The 11,878-nt window shown below is 65.8% G+C and carries 14 protein-coding genes and 1 pseudogene; all 15 read right to left on the bottom strand.

Annotated elements, in window-relative coordinates; translation table 11 throughout:
• Positions 1–427 precede the first annotated feature (427 nt).
• On the bottom strand, positions 428–697 hold the full coding sequence (gene fliQ / locus WBA11_RS16455) for a flagellar biosynthesis protein FliQ (RefSeq protein WP_424521734.1): 270 nt from the start codon (positions 695–697) through the stop codon (positions 428–430).
• Positions 694–1,386 carry a flagellar type III secretion system pore protein FliP gene (gene fliP / locus WBA11_RS16450; protein ID WP_424521735.1) on the bottom strand — a complete coding sequence of 231 codons (693 nt, stop codon included), beginning with the start codon at positions 1,384–1,386 and terminating at the stop codon, positions 694–696. The genes fliQ and fliP overlap by 4 nt, the downstream gene beginning before the upstream one ends.
• A gap of 190 nt (positions 1,387–1,576) precedes the next feature.
• Entirely contained in the window at positions 1,577–2,260 is a 684-nt protein-coding gene (locus WBA11_RS16445) for a flagellar biosynthetic protein FliO (RefSeq protein WP_424521733.1), read from the bottom strand.
• 184 nt (positions 2,261–2,444) lie between these two features.
• Entirely contained in the window at positions 2,445–2,765 is a 321-nt protein-coding gene (locus WBA11_RS16440) for a FliM/FliN family flagellar motor switch protein (RefSeq protein ID WP_424521732.1), read from the bottom strand.
• On the bottom strand, positions 2,762–3,655 hold the full coding sequence (locus WBA11_RS16435; protein WP_424521731.1) for a FliM/FliN family flagellar motor switch protein: 894 nt from the start codon (positions 3,653–3,655) through the stop codon (positions 2,762–2,764). Before WBA11_RS16435 ends, WBA11_RS16440 begins: the two co-directional genes overlap by 4 nt.
• Before the next feature lie 81 nt (positions 3,656–3,736).
• Positions 3,737–4,228, bottom strand: coding sequence for a flagellar basal body-associated FliL family protein (locus WBA11_RS16430; protein WP_424521730.1), 492 nt, complete (start codon positions 4,226–4,228; stop codon positions 3,737–3,739).
• Complete coding sequence (locus tag WBA11_RS16425; protein WP_424521729.1) at positions 4,218–4,955, bottom strand: OmpA/MotB family protein; 738 nt, start codon at positions 4,953–4,955, stop codon at positions 4,218–4,220. Before WBA11_RS16425 ends, WBA11_RS16430 begins: the two co-directional genes overlap by 11 nt.
• A 4-nt stretch (positions 4,956–4,959) precedes the next feature.
• Complete coding sequence (locus WBA11_RS16420; RefSeq protein ID WP_424521728.1) at positions 4,960–5,739, bottom strand: motility protein A; 780 nt, start codon at positions 5,737–5,739, stop codon at positions 4,960–4,962.
• Positions 5,740–5,976: 237 nt separating this feature from the next.
• A complete protein-coding gene (locus WBA11_RS16415) occupies positions 5,977–7,239 on the bottom strand; it encodes a flagellar hook protein FlgE (protein ID WP_424521727.1) in 1,263 nt (420 codons plus the stop codon).
• Positions 7,240–7,357: 118 nt separating this feature from the next.
• Positions 7,358–7,717: a flagellar biosynthesis protein gene (locus WBA11_RS16410; protein WP_424521726.1), complete on the bottom strand. Its 360-nt coding sequence runs from the start codon at positions 7,715–7,717 to the stop codon at positions 7,358–7,360.
• Complete coding sequence (locus WBA11_RS16405; RefSeq protein WP_424521725.1) at positions 7,714–8,502, bottom strand: flagellar hook assembly protein FlgD; 789 nt, start codon at positions 8,500–8,502, stop codon at positions 7,714–7,716. Before WBA11_RS16405 ends, WBA11_RS16410 begins: the two co-directional genes overlap by 4 nt.
• Before the next feature lie 10 nt (positions 8,503–8,512).
• Entirely contained in the window at positions 8,513–9,361 is an 849-nt protein-coding gene (locus WBA11_RS16400; protein WP_424521724.1) for a hypothetical protein, read from the bottom strand.
• 1,076 nt (positions 9,362–10,437) lie between these two features.
• Positions 10,438–10,986, bottom strand: coding sequence for a hypothetical protein (locus WBA11_RS16395; RefSeq protein ID WP_424521723.1), 549 nt, complete (start codon positions 10,984–10,986; stop codon positions 10,438–10,440).
• On the bottom strand, positions 10,983–11,417 hold the full coding sequence (locus WBA11_RS16390) for a hypothetical protein (RefSeq protein ID WP_424521722.1): 435 nt from the start codon (positions 11,415–11,417) through the stop codon (positions 10,983–10,985). The genes WBA11_RS16395 and WBA11_RS16390 overlap by 4 nt, the downstream gene beginning before the upstream one ends.
• A gap of 11 nt (positions 11,418–11,428) precedes the next feature.
• Positions 11,429–11,878 (bottom strand): annotated as a pseudogene (locus WBA11_RS16385) (hypothetical protein); the annotation flags it as partial.

Here is an 11,878-nt window from a genome sequence, read left to right as displayed (position 1 = left end):
GATGCTCTTCTGCCCGAACAGCGGCGCGGCCACCAACACGCCGCCCACTCGTGCGAACACGAGCGCGAGCCGGATAAGGGACGCAGGGTCGAGGGCCACTACTCGGGGATTGGGAGTTGGGGATCGGGGGTTGGGGAGCCCTCGACCCGACTGTGGGAGCGATAGCACGTCCTCGAGGACGCCCGCCCGGGTTCGGCCCCGAGGCCGCTCGCGACGTCCCCTGGTTCTGTAAGAGAGGAATGGGGATTCCAGCGTTGGTCACGACCTCGAGGTCGCGAGCGCCACCGTACGGGTCCCCGCGTGCGTGAGGATGACTCATGCGGGGAGAGAGTCGCTGGGCAGCTCGAGATGCACGCAGGCTTCCGGCTCGACCTCGAGGACGCCGGATGGCGTCCCCAATCCCCGACCCCTAGTCCCCAGCACCCCATCAGTGCGACACGTCCGCGATGGCGCGGAAGATCTCGATCGTAAAGTCGGACAGCATCTCGAGCATCCAGGGGGCGAACAGCAGGAGCACGATCGCGACGGACAGCATCTTGGGAATCATGCTCAGCGTCATCTCCTGGATCGAGGTCATCGCCTGAAACAGGCTCACGATCAGGCCGACGAACAAGGCGACGCCCAATAGGGGCGCTGCGACCGTCAGCGCCAGCGTCATCGCGGTCTGTGTCCAGTAGAGGGCGGTCTCTGGCGTCATCCGAGGTAGCCCCTCACGACGGACTCGACGATCAAGAACCAACCGTCGGTTAGGACGAACAGGAGCAACTTGATCGGTAGGGAGATCATGACGGGCGGGAGCATCATCATGCCCATCGACATGAGCACGCTGGCCACGATCAGGTCCACGACCAGGAACGGCAGGAAGAGCAGGAATCCGATCTGGAACGCGACCCGCAACTCGGACACGACGAACGCCGGCACGATGACGTGGAGCGGCACGTCGACGGGACGGGCGACGGCAGCCATGCCGGCCAAGTCCATGAACTGGACCAGGTCTTTGTCGCGCGTGTGCTCGATCATGAACGCCTTGATCGGCTTCGACGCCACCTCCATCGCCTCGCGCTGCTCGAGGTCGCCGTTGAGGTAGGGCTGGAGCGCGGTCTCGTCGATCTCGGTAAAGACCGGGTTCATGACGAAGAACGTCAGGAACAGCGACAGGCCGATCAGGACCTGGGTCGGCGGGCTCTGCTGCATCCCCAGCGCCGTCCGCAGGATGGCAAACACGACCACGAGCCGCGTGAAGCTCGTCATCAAGATCAGGATCGACGGCGCCAGCGTCAGGACCGTCAGCAGGAGCAGAAGCTGGACCGGGAGCGCGTACTCGCCAGTGTCCGTCAACGTGACGCCGGGGACCGGCGACGTGGTGGCGTTCGGCGCGCGGGACAGGCGGCGGTCGCGGCCCTGCGGCCCGTCGTCGATCGGCGCGATGTCGCGGCTGGGGTCGGGGAGCGGAGCGCCGGTCTCGACCTGGTCGACGGTCGCGTCCGTGATCGCCTGGGCGACCTCGAGGTCCTCGGCGCTGATCGTCGAGGTCTGGGCCGCGACGGCGGGGACCAGCAGGAGCAGGAGCAGGGCGCTACGCATGAGCGCCGAACTGCGGAAGCGAGGTCCGCCACGTCGCCGCGGGCGCGGCCTCGAGGACGGGCGCAGCCTGAGACAGAGACACGACCTCGAGGGCGACGGGAGTCTCGACCTCGATGGGCGCGAGCGGTTCGACCTCGAGGACGTCTGCAGCGGGAACGACCTCGAGGTCGGGCGCGGTCTGGGCCAAGACGTCGGCAAAGGACGAGACCTCGAGGTCGGCGCCGTCGAACGTGGCCTGGGGCCAGTGGCGCAGCAGGCGAGCGCCGTCGCCGCCGACGCTCAAGAGCAAGACCTCGCCGCCGCAGCTCACCAGACGCAGCGACTGCCCCGGCCCGAGCGAGTGCGTTCCCAGGACCTCGAGGGCGGCCTGAGCCGGGGCTACTGATGACGACCGGCGCCGAAGGACGAGGGCGACTCCACCGCCTGCCAGCAGGAGGACGATCGCGATCACGCGTCCGCCCGTCCACGACGAGCCCGGTGCGGCAACCTGTTCCGTCGCCTGCGGCGGACTCTGCCGCTCGGCCGGACTCGAGGACGCCGCCGTGTCGGGGCCGAACGCTCGGCCCAGGATCAGCAGGACGACCAAGGCCACCGCCAAAAAGCCCGCACGGCGGAGAGGGGCCGGATCCACGACGGCGCTGGACGCGCGGTCACGGAGGGCAGAAAGGGACGCCATGGAGGGAGAGGCAGACATGCCCTCCCCTCTCGCACAAACGGTGCCGCCCCGGCGATGCCTCGGCCTCGAGGTCGGTCCTGCCTGTGCCCATCACGCGCCACGTCGCCAGCGCGTCCGTCTCTCAACGGGCCTCGTCCTCAAGGGCTCCCGCTATCTCAATGGATCATGGACCGGCGGGTCCCTTCTATGCGCCCGGCCGCGAGGTGACCTCGCGGATGCGCACTCCAAGCTGCCCGTCCACGACCACGACCTCTCCGATCGCGATCCGGCGGCCGTTCGCAAACACGGACAAGGGGCCGCTCGCGGGCGTTCCCAGGTCGACGACGCTTCCCACGTCCAGGCGGGCCACCTCACCCAGCGACAGCTGGCAGCGGCCGAGCTCGACCGAGACGTCGATCTCGACGTCCGAAAGAGCGTCGAGGGACAGAGGGGCCTGCTGACTCGAGGCCGGCGTAGCAGAATCGAGGACGTCGGCCTCGGGGGCGGTGGGAGCGTCGGTCATCATGGGTCGGTGCGCGGAGGCGTGGTCAGGTGGAGGGCCATTCGGGAGCCGCGCGTGCCGGGGCGGGCCTCGAACCGGAGGTGCTCGCCGACCTGGACGGGGACCGGATCGGTGGCGGACCGAGCGAGCGGGATCACGTCGCCCGGCGTCAGGCGCAGCAGGTCACCGACGCTCAGGCGGACCCGGCCGAGCTCGGCACGGAGCGTGAGCGGCAGGGTGTCCAGAGACGTTTGAGTAGGCGCGGAGCCGGCCGTCTGAGCCGGCGCCCCGAGGATGTCGGTGAGCGTCGGTGTCAGGTAGCAGATCGAGAGCGGCGCGGACTCCTCACCGACTCGGACGGCGAGATCGACGACGACGACGTGCGCGTCGGCAGGGGCGAGGGACAGACGCGCCGCGCTCGGAGCGTAGCGCTCGACGTGGGGAGGAACGGTCTGCCAGGCCTCGGCAAATGCGGCCATCACGAGCGGGACCCACTCGCGCTCCACGATGGACCGCTCGAGGTCGGAGAGTTCGCGGGACTCCGCGCCCAGCGTATCGGAACCTCCGAGGTGGCGGTCGACGAACAAGAGCGCCAAGGCCGGCGACACGTCGAGGGCGAGGGTCGGTCCGGCAGGGCCGATGCGGGCCTCGAACACGACCGTCGGGACGGTGCGGCTCTTCTCGAAATCGACGGCCTGGACCTCGACGGCGACACCGGCCTCGACGCGCGTAGGCTCGGCCAGACGGGCGGAGAGCGACGAAGAGAGGGCCGACGAGAGATGCCCGTGAACCTCCTCGACGCGGCGCAGGTCACGGACCGAAAACGCCCGGGGCTCGGCAAAGTCGTACGGTTTCGCGCCGGCGGCGTCGGGCGCGGCCGGTTGGGCGACGTAGGCGGGGTCGGGGGAGTTCATCTGAGGTCACTGAAGCAAGGACCAAGCCACAACCTTCACCTCAAACCGGGACCACGCCGCGTTTCTCCTACTGCGGTTCGGCTACTGGAGCACGTACTGCGTGAAGTAGATCCGGCTCAGTGGACCGTCGTCGCCCAAGACGTTGTCGATGATCTGCTTGACGTTGACTTTGAGCGAGTCACGCTGCGAGACATCGGTGAGCTCAGCAACGCTCCGCTCGCTCAGGAGAGCGATAACGCCATCCAGAGCTGCTGGCTTTACCTCTTCAAGGCGGTCGAGCGTTTTTTGATCTTCGGCCTCGACTCCGACCTTGACCATGAAGTAACGACGTCCGTCTGAGCCGCGAGGGTTGACAACAATGCCATCCAGTTCGGCGAAGACCCCGAACTCGATCACCTCCTCTGTCTCAGCGGCGGCAACCGCAGGAACGACACCGAGCGCCTGCTGGAACAGGGGGACTCGCGTCACGGCAAGTGCTGCGAGCAGACCAACGGTGAGCGCCGCGACGGGTACCAGCCACTTTTTAGCATCTGATTTTGCAGCGGCGTCTTGTGAATCGGGGCTATTCGACATGGGTCTGAAAAGGAAGTTGCGGAACGATGGAGTCTTCGTTGGGCTCGCTCGTCTGAAAAAGGATGCTGATCCGGCGGTTGCGAGCACGGCCCTCGGCCGTTCCGTTGGTCGCTCGGGGCCGAAACTCCCCGTAGCCCGTGGCTACGTACCGTGCTGATGAGACGGAGTCCGACTCGGTTGAGAGGTAGCGGACCACGGACGCCGCGCGAGCGGCTGACAATTCCCAGTTAGAGGGATAGTGAGTCGTCGAGATGGGGACGTCGTCGGTGTGCCCCTCCACCACGATGGCACGAGAAGAGACGGCGAGCCCTGCGACGCGCTCGAGGAGCCCCTCCGCTGCAGAATCGAGGGCAACCGATCCCGATGCAAACGCGATCGAGTCCACGAACGTGACGCGGATGCCCTTCGCGGTCAGATCGACGTCGACGGCGTCCTCGAGGCCCATCGATCGAATGTCCTGAGCGAGCTCTTGAAATAAATCGGCTTGCTCCCGTTCGTCAGCCGTCAACTTGACGACGCCAACGGTAAGTCCTTCGCTGTCCAGAATTCCGTCGCGACCCGTGAAGTAGCTCAGCGCCTCCTCGAATCGTTTGACCTCGACGGACGACATGGCCACGATCATCACGAAGAAAGCCAACAGCAACGTCATCATGTCGCTGAACGTGGCCATCCAGAAGGGCGCGGACGGCTCTTCCTCTTCGGCGAAGGCGGGTCTTGTGCGGGCCATCGGTCTAGGCCACCTTGCGGAGCGGTGCCGGGTCCGTGACGTCCTCCCCACTGACGTAGAGCCGGAGTTGCTGGTCGATCACGTTCGGCGCCTCTCCGGTGAGGATTCCCAACGCTCCGACGCGGACCATGTCGTGGGCCTTCATCATGGCCTGGACCTGACCCTGGACCTTGCCGGCCATGGGCAGGAAGATGAGGTTAGCCAGGAGCGCACCCCAGAACGTCGTGATCATCGCGACGGCCATCGCCGGGCCAATCGCTGATGGGTCCGACAGATTCTGGAGCATCTGAATCAGTCCGATCAGCGTTCCCACCATCCCGAACGCGGGGGCGTACATGCCCGCCTTATTGAGCAGCTTGACAAGGAGAACCATCGGCCGAGTCATCTCCATCGATTGGGTATCGAGCGACTCTTCAGCACGCTCCGGAGACGCACCGTCGACGACCATCTCGAGGGCGGACCGCAAGGCGGGGTCCTCAGCCTCGTGGAGTCGCTGGTCGAGGGCGAGCGGTCCATCTCGGCGAGCAGTTCGTGCGAGATCGCCGATCTGAGATGCCAGCGCAGGGTAGTCGGGTGCTTCGAATTTGAAGAAGTCCTTGAGCATCGCGATAGAGCCTTTGACCTCGTCCACCGTAAACGTGACCAGTAGGCCAGCTACCGTCCCTCCCCAGACGATCGCCAACGACTTAGGGTCGAAAAACGTCATCGCCCCATCCCCAATGAATATGGTCCCGAAGATCAGCACGAAGCCGGCAACGAGTCCGATGGGTGTTGATTTCTCCATGAGCGGGGGACACAGGGGTACATCCCACTCATCGAGGGCGTCCTCGAGTCCTGAAGGGCGGCGGCTTTCATCCCGGCAGCGGGAACGCTTTCGTGCCGACAACCGAACCTGCTCAAGCCGGCCCGCAAGCCGCCTGCGCCGAGATCTCGGCGCAGGACTACGCCTCCAGGCTTCGCTCCAATAGAAATGGGCGGCTAACCCCCGAGAGAGTAGCCGCCCATCTAACTCCACGTTTCGCTATCGCTTGAGCGAGACGGTCTCTTGGAGAAGCTCGTCTGATGTCGTCACAACGCGCGCGTTGGCTTGATAGCCGCGTTGCGCAACAATCATGTCAGTAAACTCCTGAGCAAGATCGACGTTACTCGATTCCAAGGCGCCCGAGACGATGCCTGTCCGAATCTCTGCGCCTGCCCGGCCGACTTGTACGTCACCCGAGATCGAGGTCGTGTCGTAATACCCGTCGCCGACTTGCTCGAGACCATCCGGGTTCTGCACGATCCCGACGGCGATTTGAGCCGCCGGTGTCCGCACGCCATTTGAGAACGCGAGCACGAGTTGGCCATCTCGGTCAAACCCGTAGTCGATGAGGTCTCCCGAGGATGACCCGTTCTGCGATGCGACCGTGGCCGTCGATGACCCGCCAAACTGCGTGATCTCTGACAGGTCCACGTCGATGTCTAGCGCGCTCCCGTCGGGGAACGTGCCGCCGAGCGTGACCGATCCCCCTCCGGTTTGATTGCCGTCGGCGTCGAACGTCATGGGGCCGCCAGTGACTGTTAGCACCGTCTCCGGGACGGGTGGCACCGCGCTGTCATCCCCTGCGATAGAAGCCTTGGTTACGGTCCACTCTCCCGCAGCCGTTTTGGCGACCTCGAGGACGGCGGTGTGCGCGATGCCGGTTCCGTCGTAGATGACGCTCGACATGGTCAGCGGCTCGAAGTCAGGGTCAGCAGGTACGTCGATATCGCGATCAGCCGAGAGGTTGCCCGTGATGGACATCTGGTCCGTCCGTGCCGGGTTAGCGGTCCGGCTGGGGTCGATGCGGATGTCCTCGAGGGCGCCCGTACGGATGGTTCCGTCGTCGCTGGCCTGCCAGCCTTGGATGCGGAGCCCCGCTGGAGAGGTGAGGTATCCCTCGGAATCGAAGGAGAAGGCTCCTGCACGAGTCAAGACGTTTCCTCGAGGACTCGAGGCGAGGAAGAATCCATCGCCAGCGATGGCGAGGTCGGTCGGCAGGTTCGTGTACTCGAAGGCACCTTGGCTCCAGATTTGGTCCACTGAGGCGACCGTAACGCCGTTTCCGACGTTCGACACGCCTGACGACGAAGAGCCCGTCAGGCGGCTGCCTGTACCAAGGCGTTGGGCAAGCGCGTCCTCGAAGAGCACGCGGGAGCGCTTGAAGCCGATGGTGTTGACGCCGGCGATGTTGTTTCCGATCACGTCGAGCGCCAGCTGGTTGCTGCGGAGCCCGGTGATACCGGTTCGGAGAGAGCGAATCATAGTTGTAAGGGTGGCCCGTCGCGTCAGTCGGTCGGCGACGGCGCCGGCTTCCCTGGCCCTGGTCGAGGGCACCTCGGTCGAGGTGGGGTCCAGCCGGATGAAGTAGAAAACGGTGCGCCTACAGAAGGACGGCGCTGTCGATTTGAGTCACGACGCGGTCACGCATCTCGCTAGGCGAGAGGGCGGTCACGAGCGTCCGGTTGGGGACGTTCACGACAAAGGCCGCGTCGGGTCTAATGAGGACGGCATCGCGTGCGCCCTTGGCATCGAGCTTGTTGAGAGCATCTGTGATTTGGCCCTCTGTGGGGCCTGTCACATCGATCCCGTGCTCGGTGAGCCGTTGGGCTGCGTGCGCGGAGACCTTGAATGTCTCGGCGCTACGGAGAAACGCTGCGAAGTCGGAGCTCCCCGCCGGCGCGTTGGGTGTGGCTTCGGAAATTCCGGAGACCACGCGGCCGGCGATGTGCTGAACGGTCATGGCATAGGCTGGTGAGTTGGTGGTGGGGTAGTGTCAGAGGACGATCCTCGGACGGAGAGCAATGCAGCGAAAGGCACGCGACGGCCGCCGATCCACAGGCTGACCCCGTCGGCGTCGACGGTCAGCCGCTCGACGACTCCTGTCGTGACGGCCGACGCTGTGACGGGAGCGCCGTCAGCGCCAACCGCCGACACGTCAACGGTGTAGGTGCCTTCGGGAGCAGGAGAACCATCGGCGAGAGCCCCGTCCCAAGCGAGATCGTGGTTACCCGCCGGCTTGCCAGACACCGTCATCGTGCGTATCACCGATCCACTTGAATCGCGTACCGTCACGGTGATCTCGCGTGCCGCGTCGCCGAGGTGAATGGGGACGGTGACCTCTCCAGACCCGTCCCACTCAACCACGCCGTCGGAGACGTCGACCGTCTGGCCGATTAGCGCCGTTGCAGATTGAAGGTCGATCCGACCCGAAAGGTGGTCCGACATCGCTACCTGACCCTCCTGCAAGCCACCAATTCCGGCCGCGAGGCCAGCGAAAAGACTGGCTTGGGCCTGCAAGCTCTCGTTCACCTGGGTCAGTTGCTCGACGCTCGAGAACTGAGCGAGTTGAGCCGCGAACTCATGCCCGTCTTGTGGGCTCGTCGGGTCCTGATTGCGGAGTTGGGCCACGAGCAGCTGCAAGAAGGCATTCCGATCGAGGTCGGCCCCACCGGCGAGAGACGCTGGACTTGACGAGGCGGACGGCGGTGTAGCTGTGGCTGCAGGAACAGCGGTGTCGGTCGTCATAGCGATAGGGTTATCCGATCCACTCCCGCCCGTTTTGAGCGACGGCGGGTCTTGGACGAGGTGAATCTGTAGTAGTCACGAGGCCGGAGTCAGGGCGAGATGGCCGATCTGGGGATCCATCGCGAGTCTGACCTTCCGTGTTCGCGTCGGCGCCGGAGCTGTCGAGCGATAGGCGTACGGCGCCCTCGAAGTGGCTCTCTAAGAGCTCACGTAGACGAGGCGCGTGGGCCGCTGCCAGCGCTTGTAGCTCTGGGTCGCTGAAGCGGACGGAGACCGTCGTGCCATCGGCGTCGTTCGACGTCTGCAGGTGGATGGAGCCGTCTTCTCCAAGAGAGACACGGACCTGGCCATCGGTCGGAATTCGGTCGAGCCATGCAGAGACCGCCAACCTGGAGGGCACCGGAGCGCTCGGACGAAGCGCCGTCGTCGGAGCCGAATCAAAGGTCGATCCCAACGCTTGCCCCGGCGACTCTGCCACCGTTGCACTGGCGTCGACTGGCGTCGGCTCGACCATCACGGCTGGCGAGCCCGAGACCTCGAGGACGGTAGGAGTATCGAGAGCGATAGAGGAGGAAAGCGGAGGCCTCGAGGCCGGCTCGATGGTCCGCGGCACCTCCGGCCGCGGCCTTGAGCGGTCAGCCTCTTGGCGGCTGGGCTCGGCGTCGTCCTCGAGGACGCGAGGCGGGGGCTCAGCGTCGAGGTCAGCGGCGGCTCTGTCTGCTGGGTCGACGAGTGCTGAGGCGCGCCGGGCCACGTCGGCGGCGGGCGCTACTCGGCCCTGAGCCCGCTCGACCTCGATGGTTTCCGACACCTCGATAGCAACAGCAGCTTCCTCGACAGGCACGGATGTGGCGGCCATCGAAGTCACTGAACGATTATTCGAAACAGAGGTGGACTCTACCTGGCGTGCGAACAGTGTCCGCTCTGCACGTCTCTTGATGGCGGACGAGTCCGCGCGCACGACGTTGACCGGCTCACCGACGGCCTCGGCTTCCGTTTCGAGCGCGGTCTCCCTCGGAACCGGCGACTCTTCTATCGAGCGGGGTGGAGACTGCACCGAGGCTCTAGCGGGAGCCGCAGCTTCTGGGGTGGAGGTGCGCTCTGAAGTCGTTGCCGTCGTGGGCGAACGGGCTGGAGCGGCAGCCACTGGAGCGTCCTCGAGGGCGGCATTGATCTGCGGCTCAGGTCCAACGCCTGCCTCGGTCTTGGGAGCCAGGGAAGGTCGAGAGGCGCTGGATAGTTGTGGGGTAGAGAGCTCAGACTCCTCAGATGCTGTGGGACTCCGAACGTCACTCGGCACAGAGCCCTCTATGGCCCGGCGCTCCGCGGAGCTTTCGCTAGCGCGGCCCACGGGAGACGCCACGCCCTCGAGGTCGGGCGGCGAGAGGGGACCAGCTACACGGGTCGCACCCGGATCTTCGCCCGTTCTGGCCGTCGAAGCGTTTGCGGTAGCGGATTCTCCCTCCTCGGGCGACAGCGGGGTCGCCTCTGGGTCGGCTACAGCATCGGCATCGAGGGACACGAGGCGGCTCTCGACATCCGGGCTGGCGGAGAACCGGAGGGGCCGGTGGGGTGCAGGATCGAGGGCGACTGCAAGCTCACCCTCTAAAGTTGCCGCATCGGATTTCGGAAGTGCCGAGGTCCCAAGGTCGGCGACCTCGAGGGGGAGGTCGATGCCTTCCTCGAGGACGTCGACTACGTCGGCCCCTTCCCCCGCTGCTGATACGTCGGAGGCCTCGAGAACGGCGTCTTCCAATGCGAGATCAGACTCGACGACGACGGCGACCGCCTCTTCAGAGGGTGCCTCCGCCGTCACGACAGGATCTTCGAGGAACGCCTGTAGGGCGTCGTCGAAGCCTGGAGCTGCGTCTCCGTCCGCCCCTCCGGGATGGACGAGCGCATCGATGCGGGAGATGATGGAGTCGAGGATCGTTTTCATAGCGTCGACGTGCTGTCTGGCGTCGAGGACGAGACCGGCACGACGAGAGCCGGACGATCGTCACCGGGTAAGTGGTGTCGCACAAAGGCCGCGGCCTGCGTTGGCGTTAGCGCATCGAGCAGGCGCCCACGGTTGCGAGCGGACGTAGCCTCATAGAGCTGGGTAAACGACTGGCCGTCCAGGCGCTGGACGACCGCACCGAGCGCGTCGCCCTCTAGCTTGGCTAGCGTCGAGGCCAGTTCGCCGGCTCGTGCAGCGTCTGCCTCGACGTCGGCTTCTTGCTGATCCTGACGGGCGTCCATCAGAGCACGAAGGGAATCGGCCTGGGCCTCGGCGTCAGCCAGCCGGACCTGGAGCTCGGAGAGTTCAGCCGTTAACTCGGTGACCTGTGCCGCTTCGACCATCGGGACTGAAGGAGCCGCCGTACTGTCGGCAGCTTCCTCGCCTGTGGTGGAGTTGGCAGCCGGCCCGAGCTTGAGCAGCGCGACGGTTCCGACGCAGAAAAAGACGGCCGTCAGGCCGATCGTGAGCAGAGCGGTCTTCATAGCCAGCGTGACGGCGAGTGACTAGAAATGGCGATGTCGTCGAGGACGGATGCCTCGGCGCGATCTGCGCGTGCGCGATGCGCTTCGGCAGACTGAGCACGGAGCGAAAGCAGCGCCTCCTGGTTACAGATCGCGTCAGCGAGGGAGCGGCGGGCGTTTCCCTCACGGACCTCCGCAGCTCTCAGGGCCTGCTCGGCTGCGTGGCGAGCGCGCGCCAGTGCTGTCCGGTGGATCGTCGCTCCGCCGAGTTGGGCGACGGTCTTCGCCCTCGAGGGCGCAGCGTTCCCGAGCGACCGAGCGTGATCGAGTGAGGCTTGGGCGTCGACGCGCTCTCGGATAGCTCGCCCGAGCTGCGCCCGCGCTTGCTCGACGGCGCGGTTCCGGAGCCCGAGGACGGGCGACAGGTTGAAGTGAAAGCTGCGACGAGACATCGAGGATGGAGCTAAGCCGGATCAGGAAGGAGTGATGCGGATGAGGTATCGGCGGAGCCGACGATCGACACAAGCCGCTCGGCGACATCGTCGCCCACGGGATCGCCGGGACCCTGCTGCAAAAAGGCAGCGAGAGTCGGATAGAGATCGACGGCGCGATCTGCGTCGGGGTCGCGACCGGCCTCGAAGGCACCGACACGGACGAGCGGCTCGACGTCGCGATACCCCGCGATGACGGCGCGGGCACGACGGGCGGCCTCTTGCTGCATCGGCGACGTGACGCGGCCCATGACCCGGCTCACGCTCGCCGGCACGTCGATGGCGGGGAAGTGCCCGGCGTCGGCCAGCTTTCTCGACAGCACGATGTGGCCGTCCAAGATGCCCCGGACGGCGTCGGCCACGGGCTCGTCCATGTCGCCGCCGTCTACCAACACGGTGAACAGGCCAGTGATGGTGCCCGT

Origin of the sequence: Rubrivirga sp., assembly GCF_049648075.1 — a bacterium.
Lineage (GTDB): Bacteria > Bacteroidota > Rhodothermia > Rhodothermales > Rubricoccaceae > Rubrivirga.
This window is presented reverse-complemented; position numbering and strand designations above follow the sequence as displayed.